The following is a 23,454-nucleotide window of genomic DNA, read 5'->3' on the forward strand; positions in this document are numbered from 1 at the left end:
GTTCTGGCTCAGGCGATAGCTCTGGTTCAGGCGATAGTTCTGGCTCAGGCGATAGTTCTGGCTCAGGCGATAGCTCTGGTTCAGGCGATAGTTCTGGCTCAGGCGATAGCTCTGGTTCAGGCGATAGCTCTGGCTCAGGCGATAGTTCTGGCTCAGGCGATAGCTCTGGTTCAGGTGATAGTTCTGGCTCAGGCGATAGCTCTGGCTCAGGCGATAGTTCTGGCTCAGATGAAGCTTCAGAAGACGAAGTTGATTCTACCGACAGTCAGGCTTCCGGCACTGAAGATAACTCAACTGATCGTGAACCGTCTAGTTCAGACGGTGAGAATAGCACAACCAATAATTCCGCGGAAAGCTCTGATTCTTCTTCAAACCAAAGTTCAGAGGAAGAATCGGAGAGTACTGAGACTGAAAATAGTGAAGAAAACACTACTAGTCCTTAGATATGGAGAGGACTTAAAGTAATAATCCAAATATGATCTTAAACCACCGGTCTTTAAAGGCCGGTGGTTTTAATTTGGAGAATAAACGTTTTGGTAAGCCCCTTTATAAGCAAGCCACCCCCCACTTCATTGTCTTAAGAACTCTTCTTTTTACTATTCAATGAATTTTCTTTTCTAACAATTTAAAATTTACAGATATCATGTATAATAAAAAATAGCCATATTTTTCTACTATTCTCCGTCAGGTGGTGACTGAATGAAGCATGAAAAAACCTATTATAATGAAACGTTCGATTCTGAGTACGGACCTGTTGTAATTGAAGGTCCTCTATCTTCTCAGGAGTTAAGTCAATTCACATTTGATAAAGACTTAATTGCCTTTCGCCCCTATGAAAAACAATTTGAAGCTGTTAAAAGCATAGCTGACTTTGAAGAAGGAAGAATTATCATCGCACGCCATAACGAAAATATAGTTGGATATGTAACTTTTCTCCATCCTGATCCATTAGAACGCTGGTCAGAAGGACAGATGGAGGATTTAATCGAACTTGGAGCCATTGAGGTTATCCCTCAATTCCGAGGCTATCGGATAGGGTCCCGTCTCTTAAAAATCTCGATGATGGACGAATTCATGGAGAATTACATTACAATCTCAACTGAATATTATTGGCATTGGGATCTGAAAGGTACAGGTTTGAATATTTGGGATTATCGCCGTGTTATGGAAAAAATGATGGCTGCGGGTGGGCTCACTCCTTCCCCAACTGATGATCCAGAGATTATTTCCCACCCTGCTAACTGTTTGATGGTGCGAATTGGAAAGAATGTTCCTGAAGAATCAGTGGAACAATTTGATATTCTCCGTTTTCTTACTCGACATCAATATCGTCAATCAAGGAGGTAACCGTTATGCTAGTGGAAGAAATTATGAAAATCGAGGTCATTACACTCTCACCTGAGGAAACTATTGAAACCGCTCTCAAATTACTGCACGAAAACCATATCCGGCATTTACCTATTGTGGATGAGAATAATGAAGTCATCGGTATCGTATCCGATCGGGATGTCAGGGATGCCAGTCCATCAATATTTGAGGAAGACGCATCTCCGGATGAACTTAAAAATCCCATTCGGACAATTATGACTTACCCAGTAACGACAGTCCACCCATTAGATTTCGTAGAAGAGGTGGCTTCGATTTTTTATGAACAGGAAATCGCTTGTGTACCTGTAACAAGAGACGATATATTAGTAGGGATTATCACGGAAAAAGATATGCTCTATACGCTTATTCAATTAACAGGTACCCACGTGCAAAGCTCTCAGATTGAAGTTAAAGTGATCAATAAACCTGGAATACTGCCTCAGGTTATGCAAGTGTTTGGCCAAAGAAAGGTAAATATCAGTTCTGTCTTAATTTACCCTTACAAACCCGACCCTAAATATAAAGTAATTGTGGTACGTATCCAGACAATGAACCCGTTACCCACGATTGAAGACCTTAAGACAGAAGGTTACGAAGTCTTATGGCCAAAGAGCCCAGGGTTGACTCTATGAACTGTCATTCAGGTTTTGTATTCACCGATGATTTTACGAGTTACCGATTTAGGGACGATCACCCCTTCAACCAAATGAGAGTTATACTTACGAAAGAGTTATTAGAAGCTTCTTCAGCTTTAAGACAGGAACACATTATTACACCAAGACACGCTACAGAAGAAGAACTTTCTCTTGCTCACAGTCGAACTTATATTCAAGCTGTCAAACAGGCCGGAGAAGGCTTGTTGTCGGAAGAAGACGGCATGGAATTCGGAATTGGAACAGAGGACACACCTATGTTTAAAGGAATGCACGAAGCATCCTCTTTATTAGTAGGAAGTACATTATCTGCTATAGAAGCCGTTATGGAAAACCAGGTTAAGCATGCTTTGAATTTAGGTGGCGGTCTTCATCACGGATTTGAAAGAAAAGCATCTGGTTTTTGTATTTATAATGACGGGGCAGTTGGAATAAAATATCTGCGCAAAAAATACGATTGTAAAGTTCTATACGTTGATACGGACGCACATCATGGCGACGGTGTGCAATGGGCCTTTTATGATGACCCCAATGTATGTACTTTCTCTATACATGAAACGGGACGCTACTTATTTCCAGGAACCGGAAATGTTAATGAAAGAGGACTCAAAGAAGGATATGGCTATTCTTTCAATTTACCTATAGACGCATTCACAGAAGATGAATCTTTCCTTCAGGTCTACGAAACAGCTATGAAAGAAATTGTACATTATTTTAAACCTGATGTGATAGTTACACAAAACGGAGCGGACGCACATTTCCTGGACCCGCTCACTCACTTATGCTCAACTATGAAAATCTATGAGAGAATTCCTGCCCTCGCACATGAATTAGCTCATCAGTATTGCGATGGGAAATGGATCGCATTAGGCGGCGGCGGATATGATATCTGGCGTGTAGTACCTAGAGCGTGGGCTCAGGTTTGGAAGGTTATGTCAGAAGGCACCCATTTCCAGGGTCCCCTGCCAAAAGACTGGCTTAAAAAATGGGAAAAAGAGTCTCCAGTGCTTTTGCCGGAAAACTGGCATGATCCAGAAGACGCCTATAATCCTATTCCTCGAAGACAAGAAATCACTGAAAAGAATGAAAAACTGCTGAAGAAATCCTTGCAGTTGATTACCAATCAAAAAAAATATAATTCACTATAACAAAAAAGCCACTACTTAGCAGTAGTGGCTTTTACAGATTATTAACGTTCATAATCGGGATCTAAAATAACAATTTCAACTCTTCGGTTTCTTCGCCAATTTTCTTTTGAATCATTTGGAGCTACAGGCCGCGTATCACCATAAGCCACAGCTGTAAATCGCTCAGAGTCCAAATCATCCGTGGTTTTTAACAAATAACGAATTACACTGCTCGAACGCGCTCCTGACAATTCCCAGTTAGAAGGATAACGATATGTAGATATCTGCCGATTATCCGTATGCCCCTCCACCTTCACAAAATTAGGAATGTTCGTAAGGAGAGTACCTACTTTTTTTAAAAAGGGCTTAGCCCCGTCTAAAATTTGAGCCTCACTTGTTTCGAAAATAAGCTGCTCCTCCAAAACGAGTACAATTCCTCGTTTTGTTTGGCTGGCCGAAATAATATCATTAAGTTCATTTTCTTCCAAATATTGATCCACTTCTTTTTTTAGTTCTTCTAAATCTTTACTTATTTCTTCCTTTTCTGCTTCATTTTTTTCAGCTATCTGATCCGGAGTTTCCGTAGGTTCTTGAAATTCATTATTTTTTTTCCCATTATCCTGAACTTTTGTTTGCACCGTAGGAAACTGACTTTCGACAGGAGAAGGGTAGAAATCAAAGATCATGCGATTACGAAAAGATTCTGAGAGTGCATCAAACTTAACTAAATTAATCTGCGACATTGAAAACAACAAAATAAAAAAAACGAGAATTAAGGTAATCATATCTGCATAAGTGGTCATCCATTTTGGAGCCCCTTTATTATCAGGTTTCTTTCTTCTCCTAAGCTTCATTGGCCGCTTCTCCTAAAGATTCATCCGTTTCGTCTTCTTCGACGATGGCTTTATCCTCTTCAGATAGAAACGCACTGAGTTTTTCTTCAAGAATCTTGGGATTCTGACCTGACTGAACACCTATGACCCCTTCAATAATTACTTGTTTCATGAATATTTCCTGTTCTGTTTTATTCTCAAGTTTACCTGCCATCGGGATGAATACGAGGTTGGCTAAAAGCGTTCCGTAGAAAGTAGTTAATAAAGCTACCGCCATTTTGGGTCCAAGCGTTTCGGGTGTAGATAAACTTTGGAGCATCAGCACCAGACCTATTAACGTCCCAATCATTCCCCAAGCTGGCGCATACTCCCCAGCTTTTTCTATGATCGCTCTTCCACGCTGATGACGCTCTTCTACTGCAACAATTTCAGCATTCATAATATCGTTAATTACTTCAGGTTCTATCCCATCCACAGCCAGTAGAATCCCTTTTTTTATAAAAGGATCTTCAACCTCATCAAGCTGTGCTTCAAGAGCAAGTAAACCCTCACGCCGGGCTCGTTCTGATAATCCAACAAATAAATTGATCAGCTGCCTTAAATTCATATCCGTCTGTTTAAAAGCTTCTTTCGTTACGCGAAAGGTTAATTTGACTTCACTTACGTTGAAATTAACTAATAAAGCAGCTACTAGACCACCTAGCACAATAACGATGGAGGAAGCCTGTATAAATGAAGTCATGCCTCCAAACCCGGCGTTAGATGCAATGCCGAAAATAACCATGATGAACCCAATCGTAATACCAATAGGGGTCAACAAGTCTTTTTTAGTCATAATGCTCTCTCCTCAGTTTCGTACAAATACAGTCTATCTACTATATCGGTACTATTTCTGCTGAGTTGAGTTTCTTTCAATAATTCGGTGAGGTAAAATCACATTCTGCTCTTCGACTTCTTCTTTATTCATGAATTTAGTTAGCAGGCGCATAGCTACGGCTCCTATATCGTACATCGGCTGCACTACAGTTGATAGTGTTGGACGTACCATCGTTGCAAGGCGTGTGTTATCGAATCCGAATACTTCCAGATCCTCCGGAACTCGAATGCCACGGTCCTGTGCCCCATGGATGACCCCAAGGGCCATTTCGTCTGAAGAGACAAAAACAGCCGTAGGCTTCGTATCGAATTCAAGCAGCTGTTCTAAAGCCTCAATACCTGAATCGTATGAATAGTCACCAGACACAATATAATCTTCAGGGGACTCGTAACCATTAGCCCTCATTGCATTTTTATAACCTTCTAGTTTCTGCACATTAATAATAGTATCTTCAGGTCCCGACACGAAAGCTACTTCCTGGTTTCCGTGGGATAGTAATAACTCTGTGGCTTCATAAGCCGCTTGCTGATAATTGATATTTACAGCAGGAGTCTCCCCTGACTCATCTACTGTGGCTGCCAAAGCAATAGGTACAGAAGAAGTCTTAAACTCCTGGATATGGTCTTCTGTGATTTTTCCACCCATGAACACTAATCCATCTACCTGCTTACCTAGCATAGCATTAATCAGGTGCAGCTCTTTATCCTTATTCTGATCAGAATTACTTAAGATAATGTTGTAATTATACATAGTGGCAATATCTTCAATGCCACGGGCAAGCTCAGCAAAGAATATACTTGATATGTCGGGAATGATCACACCGACTGTTGTGGTTTTCTTACTTGCTAAACCTCTTGCCACTGCATTTGGACGATACCCTAACCGCTCAATGGCATCGTGTACTTTTTTTCTTGTCGCAGGCTTTACGTTCGGGTTCCCATTCACTACTCGTGAGACGGTAGCCATCGATACGTTGGCCTCTCTTGCTACATCATATATTGTTACATTCATCATACATCCTCCTTAGTTAGTCCATTGCTGCAAATTTATAATAAAATAATCATACGATAGATAGTGTCCTCGCGCAATGTCTGCCTCTTTCTTCTTATATAAGATTACCCATTTTATTATAACGGATTCCTTATTCAGAACAAAACAGATTCTTCCACAGTTAAATTAATCCCTTCTAAGCCCCTTTACACACAAATATATATGTAGGACTGAATATCAAGTAAAAGCCGATTAGTCAGTCTCTCTGTCCCTCTGTGACTAAATGAGCATATTCAAAAAAATAAGCTAGACTGAATAGCAGTCTAGCTTATCCCAAAGTATTATTTTGTTAACTCTCTCATAAATGATTGGAACGTTGGAATATCCATTTGCTGGGCTGAATCAGAAAGAGCAACCGCTGGATCAGGGTGTACTTCAGCCATTACTCCGTCAGCACCAATTGCCATAGCCGCTTTAGCTGCTGGAAGCAGGAGATCACGTCGGCCAGTGGAGTGAGTTACATCTACCATCACTGGTAAGTGAGTTTCTTGTTTCAAAATTGGTACAGAGGAGATATCCAAAGTGTTTCTTGTGGCTTTTTCATAGGTGCGGATACCACGCTCGCACAAGATGATATTTTTGTTCCCGCGGGAGATAATGTACTCAGCCGCATTAATGAATTCAGAGATAGTGGCCGACATTCCGCGTTTTAATAAGACAGGTTTATTTACTGAACCAGCTGCTTTCAGGAGTTCAAAGTTCTGCATATTGCGGGCTCCGATTTGAATAACATCAAGGTAATCCAGTGCTTCTTCAAGATCGGCTGGATTTACGATTTCACTTACCACAGCTAAGCCATTTTCATCGCCTGCCTGCTTTAGCATTTTCAATCCTTCAATCCCCAGCCCCTGGAAATCATAAGGGGAGGTTCTCGGTTTAAATGCACCTCCGCGCAGCAGCTTTAATCCTTCACCCTTAACAGCTTGCGCTACGGTGGAAACCTGTTCGTAACTTTCTACCGCACAAGGGCCCATAATGAAGTGCGGATTTCCATCGCCGACTTTTTCTCCGTTGATTTCCACGATTGTATCTTCAGGCTTCTTCTTTCTGGAAACGAGAAGAGCTTTTCTATGGTCATCCTCTTGTAACTCTAGTCCGGCTTTGAAAATCTCTTTAAATAAATGAACAACTGTGGAGTCCTCGAAAGGCCCGTCATTATGACTTGAGATATGATCAAGCATCGTTCTTTCCCGTACAGGATCAAACCGATTGGTTCCTTGCTGCTCTTTAATCTGGCCAATTTCCTTTACTAAATCACCGCGTTTATTGATTAAATTCAGAAGCTCTAAATTTACCTCGTCTAATTGACTGCGTAATTGGTCGAGTTGTTGGTTACTCATGTGTGCGTCCCCCTAGTAATAATTAGTAGTAAAATTAAGATAATTCATCCTATTGATAATTAGGGACAATTATAGCTAATATTTCATTTATTGTCACCCTTAGAGAAGGAATTCTTTTGTAAGAAATAAAAGAAAAAATCAATTTGGTATCTTGTTATCAAATTTCAAGTCATTCACTAATAACAAAACGCGCAGGATTTCCCTGCGCGCTTATTATTATTCTACTGCTTTTTTTAAACGCTGTTTCGTCACGGCACCATGGCTGTCATGCCACGCTACCTGCTGGTCTTTAAATAAAATAGCTTGTGGAGACTGATGCCGCACATCATAGTCACTCGCAACCTGGTTAGAAAGATCTCTGGAGTCCTGTACAAAAAGTTCATAACAGGGAACTTCCGAATGCTGACTAAACTGTTCATATTCACTCTCAGCTGTTGCTGAAATTGGACAAGTTAAACTATGCTTTAAAAGAAAGAACATGGGTTCATTATTCAGTACTTTTGTAAATTCTTCTTTCGTCTTTAGCAATTGTATACTCATGATTTATTCCCCTCTCAGCTAAAAATGGCGGAGGCACAAAGGCCTCCACCATTTAAATTGTATTATACATTTGAAGATGTTGTAGAATCTTGCTGCTTTTCAAGCTCTTGAGCTGCTTCTTCAATAGCTTCAGCTACTTCTTGAGCTGCTTTTTCTGCTTCATCATCTTCATTACTGCGAATATTTTTCACTTTATCCTTCACTTTTCCACTTAAATCCTGGGATTTTTCAGAAACATTTTTAGAGAATTGAGAAGATGTTTCTACAGCACGTTCCTTCCATGCTCCGCCTTTTTCATAAGCTACATCTTTCCATTCTCCGGCTCTCTCTCTTAAGCCTGTAGAGCTTTCGTTAATGTTGTCACGCAATTCACGTCCTGATTTTGGAGCAAATAGCAAAGCGACTACTGCGCCTACAATACCTCCGATTAGTGAACCTAGTACAAAATCTCTTCCTGCCCCATTGTCATTATGATTTTGCTGATTGTAACTCATTAAAAATCTCCTCCTTAGTATTTTTCTTCTTTTTTAGCTTTTTTCCATAAGTTGATTGCCACTTGTCCCCATTTCATAGCTTGAGCAGCACTCTCTGTATGGTCCTTGGCGGACTGGGTCAATCCCATTGAAATGGATCTTATGGATTGATTAAACTCTTGAACAGTATCTCCGATGCCTTTAACTCCGTCAACTAATGTATTTAGTTTTTCAGATTTTTCCCCGACATCTTCAGCTAATTTATTGGTCTTGTTCAAGAGGGCTGTCGTCTCTAGGGTAATTCCCTCCATTTGCTTCTCTACACCTTCAAGTGTATCCGCAACGTTGTTCATGGTTCGACGTACAGCTGTTAGTGTTCTCGCCAGAAAAATGACTAGAACAGCAAAAGCCACTGCTGCAATTAATGCAGCAATGTAGAGAATGATTATCATGCCCCCTGCAACTCCTTCGACTATGTAATTGTCACGTTCTTAATTATTCCCCAAGTTCAGAGAAATTAAAACGTGATATCCACATTAAATAGTTATATTCGATAAATAAGTGGAAGTTCCCTCTTTCAAAAGAGTATTTTATTTATTACTTCAAGAAAATGAGTAAAAAGAAACGTGCAGTTCTATTCAGAGAAGCCGCACGTCTTTTTACTACTTAATATTTTCATAGGCATTTTGAAACTTTTGAATATCTCCAGCGCCCATAAATAATAAGACTCCATCATTAAAGTTCTGCAGCTGGGCAGTGTCCTCAAGCGTCAACACATGGGAATCAGGAATTAACTCCTGTAAATTTTCTATCGTTAACTTTCCTTGATCCTCTCTTGCTGAACCAAAAATATCACACAGATATATATAATCTGCAAGCTTTAAACTTTCAGCAAATTCATGCAAGAAAGTTTTGGTTCTAGTAAAGGTATGCGGCTGGAAGATAGCGACTACAGGACGTTCACCATATTTCTTTCTGGCCGTATCAATCGTAGCTGTAATTTCAATCGGGTGATGGGCATAGTCGTCCACCAATATTTGATTTCCCCATTCTTTTTCAGTAAAACGGCGCTTGACTCCTTTGAAAGTGGACATCTTTTTTATTTCGTCTGCCGGCATTTCCTCATAGTGACAAATAGCAATTACACTCAACGCGTTTAAAACGGTGTGATTGCCGAATTGAGGAATCGAAAATGTGTCATAAAAATTGTTCCTCACAAACACATCAAATGTGGTTCCTTCACTGCTCTCTCTGATGTTCTGAGCCTGAAAATCATTCGTATCTGCAAAACCATAGTAGAGAACCGGAACATTTGCCTGAATATGCTGAAGGTGATCATCATCTCCACAGGCGATAATACCCTTATTCACTTGTTTTGCCATTTGTTGAAAGGCTTCAAAAACGTCATCAACGCTCTTAAAATAGTCCGGATGATCAAAATCAATGTTCGTCATGATCGCATAATCTGGGTGGTAAGCAAGAAAATGCCTGCGATACTCACACGCTTCAAATGCAAAGTACTGACTGTTTTCATGACCTCTGCCTGTACCGTCTCCTATTAAATAAGAGGTAGGGTAGTTTTCAGATAAAACATGCGCGAGCAGACCAGTCGTTGATGTTTTTCCATGAGCACCTGTTACAGCAATACTAGTGTACTGCTGAAGCCACTCACCTAAAAATTCATGATACCAGTAAAAAGGTAACCCGAGTTTCTTAGCTTCTCTTATTTCTTCATGCTCTTCATTAAAAGCATTTCCCGCAATAATTGTAAGTCCAGCATGTATATTCTTACTTGAGAAAGGCAGTATTTCAATATTTTTTTCTTCCAGAACCTCTTGAGTAAAAAAGTGCTTTTCTACGTCTGACCCTTGGATTTTTTCTCCAGAATCATGCAGAATTTGTGCAAGCGAACTCATTCCTGTCCCTTTGATACCAACAAAATGGTAAGTTGTCATAAACAAGAACCTCCAAAATAATGTGGATCACTTTAAGTATAGTGTATGTAACAGCCACTAAAGTGCGATTTATTCATGCGTTAACTTAGACCCTGACTTGCAAGTCTCTAATAACCTTACTTATCTTATCATGGAAACAAGATTAGAAAAAGAGGCTCTTATCCCCAGGTTTCTCCATGTGTAAAAAAAAGACACATACTTATGTGCCTTTATTCACCTTCATCCTCTTTATGAAACTCAACATATTCAAGTCTTGGATTTACTTTATATCTGCGTCCTTCTTTGGCTTCAGGTTCTCCATTAATAAGGACATTGTCCCCCGTGAATCCAATACCGATCTTCAGAAGACTTCCGCCTACTCCATACATATCTACGGGTACTTTTTTCTCTTCAAAAGCTCGTATTCTTTCTTTGGTAAAACCACCGCTGACGACTATTTTCACGTGACGATATCCTTCTTTATCCAGTGACCTCCGCAATGCAAAAATGAGTTCAGGATTTACCCCTCTCGGGTCAAATGTACCCATTAAATGCTGGTTTCTAAGGAAATACTTATCCACCAGATTCTGGGAAGTATCTACCCGTACACCTTTCAATTCGTCACCAAACTCTCGAGCAACTTTTAAAGAGTCGGTAATCACATCATTATTATAATCAACAAGAGCCATAAGCTGATCATTTGGAAATTGTTTCTGATAGGCTTTAGTAGCAGCGACTACATCCCCTTTGAACATCTGAATTAAAGCATGGGGCATCGTTCCCATTCCTTCTTTCCCCCACCATTCATTCATAGCATGAGTAGCCTGGGCAGTGGAACCACCTATAAATGCTGCATATCCGTCTCCGGATTGTTGAGTAAAGTGATCGTCCCTATCCCCCATGAAAATAATTGGTTTTTGACGACCTGAAGAACGGGCTGCCTTTACGACGTTATAAACATTGGTGGCCACAGAAGTACGTCTGGCAAGGATCCCATCTATAATCCCTTCCAGAAACCCAAACAGCTGATAAGGCCCTGTAATTGTTAATACTGTTTCATAGGGACTAATTTTATCTCCATCTTTTAAAGAATGAATCTCCAGTTCCTCGGGATTTTCAGCAAACGTATGAATAAGAGCAATCGCTTCATCCGTACCGCATAGAACAGCAGTATCCTTTTGAAAGAACTGCATGGTTACTTTGTGTTCAGGAAGCTGGTCGGCTACAATATCTCTTGTCTTTAAGAAGTAAACGGCAGAAAACCATCCCTCTGAAACTCGCTTATCAAATTTAAATGTTTTATTCGTTAAACGACTGATTTCGCCATTCAACTTACGTGCTATTTCCTTCATAACTATACTCCTTAAACATTGGGGTCAGTAAAAACTGTATCGTTATATTCAAGTATTATCATATAGAACTAAAAACTTTTCCACAAGTATTTCGTTGATATCTGCAGATTAACTAAGCATTTCTTCAACTTGCTGGTGAGTTAAAAGCACATCTCTCGGTTTACTTCCTTTTTGCTCCGAAATAATTCCGTACTCTTCCATCTGGTCAATTAAACGAGCAGCACGGTTGTATCCTACCTTAAATCGGCGCTGAATCAGTGAAGCACTCGCTCCATTCTGTTCCATTACAAATTGAACCGCTTCACTAAAGAGAGCATCTGTTTCTTCTTCGTTTGAAATTTGTTTCATTAACTCTTCTTGATGAAACAAATATTGAGGAGGAGCTATTTTTTTCACATAATTGGTGATCCGTTCGATTTCATCATCCGATAAGAAAGCTCCCTGAATTCTTAATGGCTGACCTGAACCATTTTCTACAAACAGCATATCACCTTTTCCTAACAGCTTTTCTGCCCCGCCTGAATCAATAATCGTTCGGGAGTCCACCTGGGAAGAGACACTAAAGGCAATTCGCGTCGGAATGTTTGCTTTAATGAGTCCTGTAATTACATCTACTGAAGGCCGCTGTGTAGCTAATAGCAGATGAATGCCGCATGCTCTTGCTTTCTGAGCAATTCGGCAGATAGCATCTTCTACATCCTGAGGAGAGACCATCATCAAATCAGCAAGTTCATCGATAACAATGACTAAATATGGAAGCTTCTCCCCTCTACGATTCTGCTTCACCATTTTGTCATTATACCGCTCAACATCCCGAACTCCCTCTTGAACAAATTTCTCATACCGTTCTTCCATCTCTTTTACTGCCCATTTCAGAGCAGATGTCGCAGCTTTTACATCTGTGATAACAGGAGAAACCAAATGCGGCAGGTCATTATAAGGAGCCAGTTCTACCATTTTTGGATCAATCAGTAGAAATTTCACGTCCTCATGATGGGCTTTATACAGGAGACTAATGAGAATGGTGTTAATACATACACTTTTCCCGGAACCTGTCGCACCTGCGATTAATCCATGAGGCATCTTATTTAAATTTGTAACAATTGGAGAACCACCGATATCAAGTCCCAGTCCTACAGACAATGGGGAAGGGTCTTTATGAAAAGCCTCTGATTCAAATATCTGCTGAAGGCCAACCATTTGAGCTTTAGGATTCGGGACCTCTATACCTACGGCCTGCTTTCCGGGAATAGGTGCTTCAATTCGAATGTCGCGTGCTGCCATGCTTAGTTTGATATCATCCGCTAAATTAGTTATTTTGCTAACCTTAACTCCTGGTTCAGGCTGTACTTCGAACCTAGTTACCGTAGGGCCTTTCATAGCGTTTACTACCTTCGCACGCACGTGAAAATGTCTAAGGGTGGTTTCAAGCAGTTCCATTTGCTGTGCAGTCCAATCCTCATCTTCACCTGTAGGCTTCTTCGTATCTTCCAGCAAATGTAAAGGTGTGTTATATTCCTTACGAGGAGAATCCGGAGTATTCTCCTGATTATTTTCCGTTTCACCTTCTATAGTGGGAGATTGGACACTAACACTCGCGCTATGATTCTCTCCTGATTCCATACTGCCCTGTTTCTTTTGATCTCGGGTTCGCTTATCTCTTGGTGTCATGATGACGTTGAATGGAAGACTTTTTTTCTTCTCTCCTTCATTTGACTTTTCATTCGGTTCAGACCTTAGTGCCCTCTCATGATTCACCGCACTATCCTGTGAAACTTCGGGTTCTTCTTCGGGTTCTTCTTCGGGTTCTTCTTCAGACTTTCTTTCTGTTTGCTCTTGCATTTGGGGAGCTTCATTATTCTCGGCTGCTTCTTCAGCGTCTATTAATTGAAAACCAGATGAATACTCATCTGTTGGAGTATCTTCAGAATTGATTTCGGTTTCTGCTTCCAACTCCTCTAATTCAATAGTTGCAGCTGCTTCTTCAGGTTCGAATTCTTTTTTTTTGGACTCTGTTGTATTCCCTTCTGCTGCTGGCAGAGTCTGCAGGAAAGAAGACTGGCCACTTTCCCTTGATGCCGAATTACTACCCTCTTCCTGTGAAACTTCTTCTTCCTTTTCCACTGATGACTCAATTGTATTTTCTGGCTTTTTCTGAATGCTTTTAGTCTCCGTGACTTTACTTCTGAGTCTTCTTCTCAGATCCTGCCAGGCTTCTTCATCATTTGTAAAAGAATCACCGGGAAACTTGGTTTCTACCGTGTTTTCAATTTTTTCTATGCCTGCAGTCAGTTGGCGATTATGATATCCATAAATAGGCGAAGGAACATCTGTAGGTGTAAAAGGAACCGTGGAAGTTTCCGGAAGTTTTTGCTTCTCACTTTGATCCTGCTGCTTTTTCGTCTGTTTCTCAGTGGATTCAACTTCTTTATGCTGTCCTTGATTCTCTGTCCGGTTTAAGCTCTGGCTCCTTCTGGCTCTCTCCGGTCTTCTAGGAGACTCTGCTTTTTCTTGAGAATTTGAAGACTGGTCCGGAATGACAGGGAACCGAAACTCACCTTGCTTAGGATACCGATAGGTCATTTTTGTTTTTGCATTCATTTCTTGCCGCTCCTGCCTTTTAGGTTGTTCCTTTATCTCTTTTGTGGTCTCTTCTTCATCATCAAACCATTGTTTAAATTTATTTTTTATATCATTCCACATATTTTCTCACTCTCTTTTCCTATATGTAAATCTCTTGTGGTCCCTTTTATTTTAACAGTTTTTGTTTAATGTTTGGTTTACAATCGCTTTAAAAATTAAGAATTCGTAAAAAAAACAAAGCAGCTGGGCTGCTTTGTCTTTTTTACTGGCATTAAACTTCAAAAGGAGCCCCAACTTCATATTCGTCAGAGAGAACAAGAATCCCTTTTTCTTTTGGTGCATCTGGTAAACCTAGTTCTTTAGCCGAACAGATCATTCCACTAGACGGCACACCGCGCAATTCAGCGTCCTTAATCTTCATACCGCCTGGCATCGTTGCTCCAACTTTAGCTACTACGACCTTCTGTCCCCGATCAACATTAGGTGCTCCGCATACGATCTGCAATTGTTCATCAGCTGTATCCACCTGACAGACTTTAAGTTTGTCCGCATTTTCGTGAGGTTCTATGCTTTCCACATACCCCACTACAAATTTAGGACTTAAATCAAAATCCAGTACGTCCTCCAACTGATTTTCGGTAAACAGGTCCTTGATTGGACGAAGCATTTCCTCCGTGAGCATCATTTTCCCCTCACCGGGCAGATTAAAATATCTGGATGCATTAAAGATATTATATCCGAGCAATGACCCATCCCTGCTATCAGTAATTTTAACCACATCCCCATATGCCTGCTGCTTAAATGTTTGGCGGTTTCCTTCTTTAATAGGAATAATCAATACATCCCCAATACCTTTTTCATTGTAAAATACATCCATAACTTAATCGTCCTTTCGCTCTTTTTTCGGTTGTTTCTGAGCTAGTATAAAAATGGGTTCTAATTGCTTATCCTCGTATAGGAAGGACAATGAAGTAATAGGCACGGTGCCCTCAGCGAAAAACTTCATAGCCATTTGAGCCAGAATGTCGTAACCTTCTGAGTTCTGAATATCAGCAAATATAATAACGTCCTGGTGAGGTACACTGATGGCTAACTCGCCCTTGCACTCAGCCTTAAGCTCCTCCAGTAACACCTCATTTAAAATCCGGCTTGCGTCATACCCATCTTTAGTAGAATGGAAGTAGAAATCATTTCCGTACACTGTATCCTTTTTCATTTCAACCGGCAGGGAACGAGCGTTAAAACTTGCCACTTCCTTCAATCGTGCTAATGTCCAATCTTCTTCTTCCAGCATGCTTTCATCAATTAGCTGAAAGGACTTCCCTAAGTCCAATGCGTAGTAAACCCTGGTTTCAGCTGTATGTTCTGAATGAACGAGTTTTTTACCGTTTTCTGTTTCTGTTGGAAAAGACCCGGCTCTAATTACAGGGAAGATCTGTTGTTCTTTTCCGGAAAGATCATGAGTTTCATTCATAACTTTCAAAGCCTCTTGTACGTGATCCTCCAGTTCATCAATTGCTTCTTCTCCGCGAGATTCATACTTGGCAATCACATTAGGTAAAGTAATGGTAATTCCTTCACCACTATCACGCCACTCAATGCGAAATGTGTCTTTATCACGATTATAAGTTGTCTTCCAATCCTGATGGTGAAGACGTTCTTCTAATTTCTTCTTCATTTTTACACTTGTCATTTTCATCCTTTTTCCTCCTTAATTGATGGAAGAAATCAATTCCCTTATTTATTTTAGCATAATTTAGCTTACGGATACCTCTACCTATTATACACATCCTCACTTGCTTAAAAAAGTAAACAAGCTGTACAAAGAAAGCACAGCTTGTTTACTATGAGGCATTTCGTATAAAATCTTCAATTTCTTCCCGAGACTTTCTCTGTTTCCCTACAAACCTACCAGTCTCTTCCCCATCTCTAAAAGCGATAAAACTAGGTATCCCAAATACATCATACTCAGAGCATATATGGATAAATTGATCTCTATCTACATACACAAAAGTCCATTCACTAAATTTATCTTCAATTTCGGGAAGAACAGGTTCAATTACACGGCAGTCAGGACACCAATTGGCAGAAAACAATAATATCACATCTTCTTCTGCTAAGAGTGATCGAAGGTGCCCATCGGATTCAAGCTTAATCATGTTGCTCACCTCCATTTTTACGTTAATTATAATTCTAATCATACTCTATTGTCATATCTCCAGGCTTGATCCAGCCTCTTTTTCTAAACCATAACGCAATAACGTAACTAATAACCGCTGGAGCAAGGAGATGCAGAACAAATATAATACCAGCTATCTCCCAAGTAAAGCCCATTGTTTGAAACGTCATGATCTGGCCTACTAGTCCGCTCGTTCCCATGCCTGCACCAGCTGCATTATTCTCAAGTTCCAGCCATACGGTCGCAAGTGGAGCTAATAAAGCGCCTGCAATCGTAGGTGGCAGAATAATAATTGGCTTCTTAACTATATTCGCAACTTGCAGCATAGACGTGCCAATTCCCTGAGCTATAAAACCTCCAAACCCATTATCTTTATAGCTGATTGTAGCAAAACCGATCATCTGGGCTGCACAACCTACCGTAGCTGCACCAGCTGCCACCCCATCTATCGAAAGCATTAATGCTATAGCTAAACTTGAGATAGGTGCAGTTAATGCTATACCCATGAGTACCGCAACTAGAACTCCCATGATTAAAGGCTGTTGGAGCGTTGCCCAATTAATCACCTCTCCAAAACCAGTCATAAACCCGCCTATAGGCGGTCCAATAACAGCTCCAATTACAAAACCGACCGTAATGGTTGCAAATGGTGTCAGAATTATATCTATTTTTGTTTCTTTGCTTACCATCTTACCAAACTCAGTAGCTATAAGGGCAGCTATATAACTTCCTGCGGGCCCCCCTAATTCAGCTCCGTAGGCTCCGCTAAATAAAGACGCAAAAATTACAAGCGGAGGCGCCTTCAATCCATAAGCAATTGCAGCCCCTATAGCTCCCCCCCATATTTTACTGTCCATAGCGAAGGTTCCCATTTCTATAAATGCGTCCGAAATAATCCCCAGATTTAGTTGTTCACCCGTGGTTTTAATGATTAAACCGATAATTAATGATGAAAATAGCCCTAGCGCCATATAACTCAGAGCGGTAATTAAATAGGTGTGAACGGATATGTGAATTCCTTTTCTATCTAAAAATGCTTTCATGATCGTCCCCCTTTTAGACTTCCAGGATCAATAGTACATTTTTTATTTACATGTGTAAATACACAGTAATACATAACCTGCCTTCTTTCGAACAAAACACTTATGAATAATAGTCCCTCTGAATAAACAGACTTAATTAAAGCAACCAGTAAAAATTTTTCAAGAGAATTTCAATCAGGTTTGGAAACTTCATGAAATCACACCTCCCGTCCATTTCATGAAGTAAATAGAATCGTCTCCACAAACTCGGACATAACTGGCCCCACCAATTTATTAGCCCTTAAAGCTTCTATGAATCTGTGGTGAAAGTAAAGCGAAATTGCAACAATCAAACTTCAAATTACGTAAATCTATCCTATACAAAAGATGGTTTACCTTCTTAGCTGGCTCCTACTATTCAATACTATTGGAAATTATATCAAGTGCCTTTGCTAGACAGAAAAATAAGACTCTTTCATACTAAAGCTAGACTTAATTTCTATAGGAGGTATTTTAGATGGAACTAACTGTTTATTTAGCTGGACAGATTCACGATGATTGGCGTAATGACGTAAAGGCTCAAGCAAAGGAAAAAAAGTTACCACTCCAGTTTGTTGGACCTCAGGAAAACCATGAACGCTCTGATAATATCGGAGAAGCCATCATGGGTGAACAGCCGGATAAACTTTACCGTGATGATGCCGCTTCTAGTATTAATAATTTCAGAACTCAGGTTTTACTTCATAAGTCAGATGCTGTAATTGCTCTATTCGGCGAAAACTACAAGCAGTGGAATACGGCAATGGATGCCAGCGCCGCTATACAGCTTCGTAAACCCTTAATTCTTGTTCGCCCTAAGTCTCTGATCCATCCCTTAAAAGAATTGTCCAATCAAGCTGATGTCACGGTGGAAACAATTGACCAAGCCCTGGATGTTTTAAGCTATATTTATGAGTAATTACTACTCTGATCAAAAAAAGTGTGCCGCCCTTCTTCGGGTCGGCACACTTTTTAAAACTGTTGATAGAATTCCCATTGACCTTTTAGTAATTTAACCACATGAGAAAACATCTCTTCTCTTTGAATAACCCCATTTGTGAAAATTCCAATCGCACCCTCATTTTTACGTACTTCATGTTTATTTGCATAAGCATCCATGACTTCGCCAAGCTCTTTTCCTTTTTCCAAACTTTTCTTAATTTCGTCTGGCAAAGCAATTCGGGCTCCGCTGGCCGTAAATACATTTTCTTTAGAATCGACAAGTGCTCCCCAGTTGCAGAGGTATAGATCACCCTCGATCTCCATTACCCCGCCTTCAAGACCAATCCCAAGATTACTTTTATTCATGGATGCACATTCCCGAGCACGGTTAATTGCGCCCTCCAACGTCTCCTCATCTGAAAATGGCTGAGCAGCAACTCTGGATTCAACTTCCATGCCTGTCACGTCATGATTTACAAATACTTGTTTAACTGAATCAACTTTTGTAGGGTTTTGCGATCCAACATATATTTTCACCAGTCTATACACCTTTCTTTGTACAAATGTTTAACATTATCGTCTATTAAGTCACGCAAGCTAAGTTCAGCTTACCGTGACTTTAGCATTTCTATACATTTTTCCGGATATGATCTATCGCTTTTTGATCCGTTGTTTTTACTAAATGAACGAGCAATTCCTTTGCAGCTGCATAGTCATCTACATGTATGATAGAAGACGAAGTATGGATATAACGTGAGCAAATACCTACAACTGCGGAAGGAACACCATTATTAGCGATGTGAACGCGTCCTGCATCTGTACCACCTTGAGATACGAAATACTGGTAAGGGATACTATGTGTTTCGGCGGTGTCCAGAATAAAGTCTCTAATCCCCCGATGGGTAACCATCGATTTATCGACAATTCGAAGCAAGGCTCCCTTACCTAATTGTCCAAATTCTTTTTTGTCTCCACTCATGTCATTCGCAGGGGAAGCGTCCAATGCATAGAAAATGTCCGGATTAATTTTGTTTGCCGATGCTTGAGCCCCTCTCAAACCAACTTCTTCCTGTACGGTAGCCCCAGAGTATAACTTGTTAGGAAGTTTTGTTCCTTGAAGCTCTTTCAGGAGTTCTATGGACAATCCACAACCATAACGATTATCCCAGGCTTTAGCAAGAATTTTCTTTTCATTGGCCATAGGAGTAAAAGGACAGATTGGTACAATAGGCTGTCCTGGCTTTATGCCGATTAATTTAGCATTATCTCGATCATCCGCTCCAATATCAATCAGCATATTTTTAATTTCCATTGGTTTCTTTCTTTGTTCCGGCGTCAGATTATGCGGAGGGATCGAACCTATCACGCCTACAATTGGACCGTTTTCAGTAATAACCTGGACACGCTGCGCAAGCATAACCTGATTCCACCAGCCACCGAGAGGCTGAAAGCGTAACATTCCATTATCCGTAATTTGTGTCACCATAAATCCAACTTCATCCATATGTCCGGCGACCATTACGGTAGGTCCCTTTTTGGAATCTCGAAGTCCAAATACGCCGCCCAGGCGATCCTGAACGATTTCATCGGAGTATTTTTCAAGCTCAGATTTCATGAACTGACGGACTAAATGTTCGTTCGCCGGTGCCCCCGGTAATTCGGTTAACGTTTTAAAAAGATCTTTCGTTTCCTGATTCATTTATGTACCTCTCCTTTTTGTACGTCTTTCTCTATTTTAACGGAACTTTGAAAACGTTTCTACAAATCCGTCCCTTATGTTTTAATTTCCTTTTATCGGGAAAATCTAGTATAGTGAAAAGTAGAATAAAGTTGTGAGGTGATTGGTGAATGAATTGGAAAAAAGTCGCAATAGCCGCCGGTGTAGGAGCAGTGGCTGGCTACGCAGTAAAACAACAGTTTAGCAGCAACCAGAATGTAACCCCTGAGAAAGCTCTCAAGATTGCAAAAGAAGCCTTTAAAAAGCAAGGACCAATTAGTGGCTCTTGGATCTACATGAAGCCTGAGGAACTTAATAAAAATGGCATTAACTACGATGTATATCGTGGAGGAATTTCTAAGAACCAGGATGGCGAAACATCTCAGTTCGAATTTTACATCGATACTGAAACAGGCACTATTGTAGATGTCGCTGAAACTTCAGCTTAATAAAGAATCTAAAAACCGCCCCGCTTTGTCAATGACAAAGCGGGGCTTTCTATTACTCTCCAGGATAGGAATGAGGTTCTCTTTTCAGTTCATTTATGACCTTTCCACCTTGATCAAATTGCAGCGCGCAGTAACTCGCATCATGATAGAATACATACCACGCTTTCCGTTCATAACCATAGGCCATCCACTTTTGCTTCTCATGAACTGAAGTAACTGGGTAGTCATCATAAGCGAGAACCCATAGCACATTCTGATGGGCATGTGTGGGCATTATATCAGCCATATGAATAAAAGTTTCCTCACCATCTTCAAATACTATAATGGAATGGCCGTTACTATGGCCGCTGGTATGAATCATACGAAGACCTGGAACTATCTCCATTGAATCCTGATATGTATGAACCAGTTCCTCTACAGGTTTCCAGTTCTCTTCCCAATATGTATTTTTTGATCGTATATTAGGGTTCCGCATTTCTTCCCATTCCGTAGAATTCGTAAATATTTTGGCTTCAGGGAAAGCAGGTACAAGATGGTCCTCTTCCCACATGGTTAGTCCACAAGCATGATCAAAATGCAGATGGGTCATTAGAACATAATCAATATCATGACGGCTCAGTCCCAATACATTTAAAGAATGTTCAATTTTCGACTCTTCTTTGACTCCATAATTTCGAAGTTCTTTTTCAGTCAGCTTATTATTTCCGATGCCTGAATCAATGATCATTTTTTTCCCATCAATATCTAACAAGATAGGGTCAGTCCGGAGCTCAATTTGGTTCTTTTCGTTGACGGGATATTTTCTGCTCCATAAAGGTTTGGGAACAACCCCAAACATAGCTCCTCCATCCATATGAGTAACTCCACCATCCAGCCAAGTCAATTTGGCTCGTCCAACTTGCATTGTTTTCATGTAAGCATCTCCCCTAACGTAAATATAGCTCTAGTCTACCATATCGACTAGAGCCCTGCTTAAGTAAGGTTATTTAAAACGTGCGCGGCATCTGTAAATTGGCTGCCCCTTGGCTGAAAACTTTTCCTCATATTCTGTTGGTACATTCAAAGGATCCTCGTCGGCGTGTAAATCGACCGACACGTCTTCCAAGATCATTCCATATTGCGAAAAGCTGATTAATGAATATTCGAACAATCCCTTATTATCAGTTTTCAATGTGATTTCACCGCCAGGTACAAGAACTTTTTTATATTGGTCAAGAAACGTGTGATAAGTAAGACGACGCTTCTCGTGTCTGTTTTTCGGCCACGGATCAGAGAAGTTTAAATATAAATGATCAATTTCATTCTCTCCAAAGAGCTCTCGAAGATCTTTAGCGTCCTCGTTCACCAGTCTGACATTATCTACATCGGCATCTAATACTTTTTTCAGAGCGCCAACTATTACACTTTTTACAAGCTCAATTCCTACAAAATTTATATCATTGTGCTGTTTTCCCATACCGGCTATAAACTGCCCTTTTCCTGAACCAATTTCCAAGTGTAAAGGCGCATTTGGGTTCTTAAATAATTCGCTCCATTTACCTAACATTTCAAATGGTTCTTGGACAACGATATAATCATGCTCCCGCATATAATCATCTGCCCAGGGTTTATTCCTTAATCGCATAATTAGATTCCTCCTCTTATCGTTAAAATCGTACCATGAACAAGCTTCCAATTTAAAGTTTTTATTAAATACGGTGAATTTAGACGGATTTGTGCCTAATACCTCTTATGTTTAACCATGAGGAAGATATATAGCTAAAAAGAGTAAGTTCTTCTCCTAACTGATAAAAATCCTTAAAACAGGGGGTTGGGTTGTAAACGCTTTCTCATATACCATTATATTTGTGTGATAATAACGGATATTGGAGTGATAATTAATTTATGAAATTGATGAACCAGGTAATTGATATGACAGTGGTGGCTACTTTCTCTGTAATGTTCGCTGGATACGCACTATTTGTATACCCTTTTGAAAAAATGAACGAGAAAATGAGCACTGAAGTCAAAGAGAAAAAAATAAAATATACACCTACGATTACTGAAGGTTAATATAAACTTATAAATAAAAAAATAAACCGTTGCTGTTAACAGCAACGGTTTATTTTTGTTTATCTCATGAATCCCATCATGATCTTTAAATGATTTTATGTTTATCCATAATTTTCTTAAGCTTCTCTGTACGAATAGAAGCTTCGTCGTACTCTCCTCTCATCTGATGCCACTGAATAAAAGCGAGAGCCTGAGATATAGAATACCAAATCATCCGCTCGAATAAATGCGCATCAGGATCGATTCCATACTCTTTTAACCAATGATGCCAGTTTTCTTCTGGTATATAGGAGAAGAGCATCATGCCTAAATCAAGAGCAGGATCTGCAACCATCGCATTATCCCAGTCGATCAGATAAAGCTGGTCATAAGAAGAGAGAAGCCAATTATTATGATTTGTATCACAGTGACAAACCACATGGAAGTCATGTATTACATCGTCCACTCTATATTCCAGAAACTGAATCGCCTGATGAATATTGAGTTTAGGTGCAACTTCATCAAGAACCTGCTGATTCTCCTTGAGGTCCTTCAAAACCTCGTGAGGAGTCAGCGGGGTCTTTCCTAACCGCATCAGCATATCTAGAAGCTCTGTCGAGTGGTGAATTTTGCTTAAAAGGGCGGCTACTCGAGGATGTTTCATTTCTTCGGGATTTAACTCGCGCCCTTCCAACCACTCTTGGGCAGTGATTACATCCCCATTTTCTAACCGCTTGGTCCATACAAGCTTGGGTACAATTCCCTCGGCAGAAAGCACAGCAAGAAACGGAGACGAATTTCTTTTTAGAAATAAACGTTTCCCTTCGGTTTGGGCATAGTATGCTTCTCCAGTGGATCCTCCTGCTGGTGTTACCGTCCAATCATTACCAAGTATATGTTCCAACCAATTCACCTTCAATTCCTCAAATCTGCCTTTGATTATAC

General features: G+C 40.3%; 25 protein-coding genes and 1 pseudogene. 7 read left to right on the plus strand and 19 right to left on the minus strand.

Features of this window, described 5'->3' with window-relative positions; translation table 11 throughout:
- From WAM07_RS01300 to WAM07_RS01315, 4 genes and pseudogenes are all read left to right on the plus strand, one after another.
- A pseudogene (locus WAM07_RS01300) lies at positions 1 to 443 on the plus strand (penicillin-binding protein); the annotation flags it as partial.
- Positions 444 to 699: 256 nt separating this feature from the next.
- On the plus strand, positions 700 to 1,347 hold the full coding sequence (locus WAM07_RS01305; RefSeq protein WP_422164110.1) for a GNAT family N-acetyltransferase: 648 nt from the start codon (positions 700 to 702) through the stop codon (positions 1,345 to 1,347).
- Between the two features lie 5 nt (positions 1,348 to 1,352).
- Positions 1,353 to 2,000: an acetoin utilization AcuB family protein gene (locus WAM07_RS01310; protein WP_422164112.1), complete on the plus strand. Its 648-nt coding sequence runs from the start codon at positions 1,353 to 1,355 to the stop codon at positions 1,998 to 2,000.
- Positions 1,997 to 3,169: an acetoin utilization protein AcuC gene (locus WAM07_RS01315; RefSeq protein WP_422164114.1), complete on the plus strand. Its 1,173-nt coding sequence runs from the start codon at positions 1,997 to 1,999 to the stop codon at positions 3,167 to 3,169. The genes WAM07_RS01310 and WAM07_RS01315 overlap by 4 nt, the downstream gene beginning before the upstream one ends.
- Positions 3,170 to 3,210: 41 nt before the next feature.
- On the opposite strand, the gene motS is transcribed toward WAM07_RS01315, so the two are convergent.
- The 14 genes from motS to WAM07_RS01385 all read right to left on the minus strand — a co-directional run bounded on the left by motS (position 3,211) and on the right by WAM07_RS01385 (position 17,352).
- Positions 3,211 to 4,002, minus strand: a complete 792-nt coding sequence (gene motS, locus WAM07_RS01320; protein ID WP_422164116.1) for a flagellar motor protein MotS — start codon at positions 4,000 to 4,002, stop codon at positions 3,211 to 3,213.
- The gene (gene motP, locus WAM07_RS01325) at positions 3,992 to 4,816 is read right to left on the minus strand and encodes a flagellar motor protein MotP (RefSeq protein WP_422164118.1); all 825 of its coding nucleotides are present in this window, start codon (positions 4,814 to 4,816) and stop codon (positions 3,992 to 3,994) included. Before motP ends, motS begins: the two co-directional genes overlap by 11 nt.
- A 51-nt stretch (positions 4,817 to 4,867) precedes the next feature.
- Positions 4,868 to 5,869: a catabolite control protein A gene (ccpA, locus tag WAM07_RS01330; RefSeq protein WP_422164120.1), complete on the minus strand. Its 1,002-nt coding sequence runs from the start codon at positions 5,867 to 5,869 to the stop codon at positions 4,868 to 4,870.
- Positions 5,870 to 6,189: 320 nt separating this feature from the next.
- Entirely contained in the window at positions 6,190 to 7,248 is a 1,059-nt protein-coding gene (locus WAM07_RS01335; RefSeq protein ID WP_422164122.1) for a bifunctional 3-deoxy-7-phosphoheptulonate synthase/chorismate mutase, read from the minus strand.
- Positions 7,249 to 7,464: 216 nt separating this feature from the next.
- Positions 7,465 to 7,788, minus strand: a complete 324-nt coding sequence (gene ytxJ / locus WAM07_RS01340) for a bacillithiol system redox-active protein YtxJ (RefSeq protein WP_422164124.1) — start codon at positions 7,786 to 7,788, stop codon at positions 7,465 to 7,467.
- Between the two features lie 62 nt (positions 7,789 to 7,850).
- Positions 7,851 to 8,282 carry a YtxH domain-containing protein gene (locus WAM07_RS01345; RefSeq protein WP_422164126.1) on the minus strand — a complete coding sequence of 144 codons (432 nt, stop codon included), beginning with the start codon at positions 8,280 to 8,282 and terminating at the stop codon, positions 7,851 to 7,853.
- A 14-nt stretch (positions 8,283 to 8,296) separates the two neighbouring features.
- Entirely contained in the window at positions 8,297 to 8,713 is a 417-nt protein-coding gene (locus tag WAM07_RS01350; protein WP_422164127.1) for a DUF948 domain-containing protein, read from the minus strand.
- A gap of 210 nt (positions 8,714 to 8,923) precedes the next feature.
- Entirely contained in the window at positions 8,924 to 10,216 is a 1,293-nt protein-coding gene (gene murC / locus WAM07_RS01355) for a UDP-N-acetylmuramate--L-alanine ligase (RefSeq protein ID WP_422164129.1), read from the minus strand.
- A 209-nt stretch (positions 10,217 to 10,425) separates the two neighbouring features.
- Entirely contained in the window at positions 10,426 to 11,547 is a 1,122-nt protein-coding gene (locus WAM07_RS01360; protein ID WP_422164131.1) for a nicotinate phosphoribosyltransferase, read from the minus strand.
- Positions 11,548 to 11,655: 108 nt separating this feature from the next.
- Entirely contained in the window at positions 11,656 to 14,250 is a 2,595-nt protein-coding gene (locus WAM07_RS01365) for a DNA translocase FtsK (RefSeq protein ID WP_422164132.1), read from the minus strand.
- Between the two features lie 151 nt (positions 14,251 to 14,401).
- A complete protein-coding gene (ytpR, locus tag WAM07_RS01370) occupies positions 14,402 to 15,007 on the minus strand; it encodes a YtpR family tRNA-binding protein (protein WP_422164134.1) in 606 nt (201 codons plus the stop codon).
- 3 nt (positions 15,008 to 15,010) lie between these two features.
- Positions 15,011 to 15,829 (minus strand): DUF1444 domain-containing protein, encoded by an 819-nt coding sequence (locus WAM07_RS01375; RefSeq protein WP_422164136.1) that lies wholly within the window; start codon positions 15,827 to 15,829, stop codon positions 15,011 to 15,013.
- Positions 15,830 to 15,974: 145 nt separating this feature from the next.
- Positions 15,975 to 16,289 carry a thioredoxin family protein gene (locus tag WAM07_RS01380; RefSeq protein ID WP_422164138.1) on the minus strand — a complete coding sequence of 105 codons (315 nt, stop codon included), beginning with the start codon at positions 16,287 to 16,289 and terminating at the stop codon, positions 15,975 to 15,977.
- A 34-nt stretch (positions 16,290 to 16,323) separates the two neighbouring features.
- Positions 16,324 to 17,352: a PTS transporter subunit IIC gene (locus tag WAM07_RS01385; RefSeq protein ID WP_422164139.1), complete on the minus strand. Its 1,029-nt coding sequence runs from the start codon at positions 17,350 to 17,352 to the stop codon at positions 16,324 to 16,326.
- A gap of 496 nt (positions 17,353 to 17,848) precedes the next feature.
- Between WAM07_RS01385 and WAM07_RS01390 the strand changes: the two genes are divergently transcribed.
- Positions 17,849 to 18,289, plus strand: a complete 441-nt coding sequence (locus tag WAM07_RS01390; RefSeq protein ID WP_422164141.1) for a YtoQ family protein — start codon at positions 17,849 to 17,851, stop codon at positions 18,287 to 18,289.
- Positions 18,290 to 18,342: 53 nt separating this feature from the next.
- On the opposite strand, the gene WAM07_RS01395 is transcribed toward WAM07_RS01390, so the two are convergent.
- Positions 18,343 to 18,849 carry a DUF84 family protein gene (locus WAM07_RS01395; protein WP_422164143.1) on the minus strand — a complete coding sequence of 169 codons (507 nt, stop codon included), beginning with the start codon at positions 18,847 to 18,849 and terminating at the stop codon, positions 18,343 to 18,345.
- Positions 18,850 to 18,940: 91 nt separating this feature from the next.
- Positions 18,941 to 20,011, minus strand: coding sequence for a M42 family metallopeptidase (locus WAM07_RS01400; RefSeq protein ID WP_422164145.1), 1,071 nt, complete (start codon positions 20,009 to 20,011; stop codon positions 18,941 to 18,943).
- A gap of 149 nt (positions 20,012 to 20,160) precedes the next feature.
- On the opposite strand from WAM07_RS01400, the gene WAM07_RS01405 reads away from it, so the two are divergent.
- Positions 20,161 to 20,478, plus strand: coding sequence for a PepSY domain-containing protein (locus WAM07_RS01405; RefSeq protein ID WP_014644059.1), 318 nt, complete (start codon positions 20,161 to 20,163; stop codon positions 20,476 to 20,478).
- Positions 20,479 to 20,530: 52 nt separating this feature from the next.
- On the opposite strand, the gene WAM07_RS01410 is transcribed toward WAM07_RS01405, so the two are convergent.
- Together WAM07_RS01410 and trmB are read right to left on the minus strand one after the other, a co-directional pair.
- Positions 20,531 to 21,391, minus strand: coding sequence for a YtnP family quorum-quenching lactonase (locus WAM07_RS01410; protein ID WP_422164146.1), 861 nt, complete (start codon positions 21,389 to 21,391; stop codon positions 20,531 to 20,533).
- A 69-nt stretch (positions 21,392 to 21,460) separates the two neighbouring features.
- Positions 21,461 to 22,102: a tRNA (guanosine(46)-N7)-methyltransferase TrmB gene (gene trmB, locus WAM07_RS01415; RefSeq protein ID WP_422164148.1), complete on the minus strand. Its 642-nt coding sequence runs from the start codon at positions 22,100 to 22,102 to the stop codon at positions 21,461 to 21,463.
- Between the two features lie 260 nt (positions 22,103 to 22,362).
- Here trmB and WAM07_RS01420 point away from each other — a divergent pair, with 260 nt between their 5' ends.
- A complete protein-coding gene (locus WAM07_RS01420; RefSeq protein WP_422164150.1) occupies positions 22,363 to 22,530 on the plus strand; it encodes a hypothetical protein in 168 nt (55 codons plus the stop codon).
- A gap of 85 nt (positions 22,531 to 22,615) precedes the next feature.
- On the opposite strand, the gene WAM07_RS01425 is transcribed toward WAM07_RS01420, so the two are convergent.
- The gene (locus WAM07_RS01425) at positions 22,616 to 23,413 is read right to left on the minus strand and encodes a phosphotransferase (RefSeq protein ID WP_422164170.1); all 798 of its coding nucleotides are present in this window, start codon (positions 23,411 to 23,413) and stop codon (positions 22,616 to 22,618) included.
- Between the last annotated feature and the right edge of the window lie 41 nt (positions 23,414 to 23,454).

Source organism: Halobacillus sp. (assembly GCF_049282395.1).
Classification (GTDB): Bacteria; Bacillota; Bacilli; order Bacillales; family Halobacillaceae; genus Halobacillus.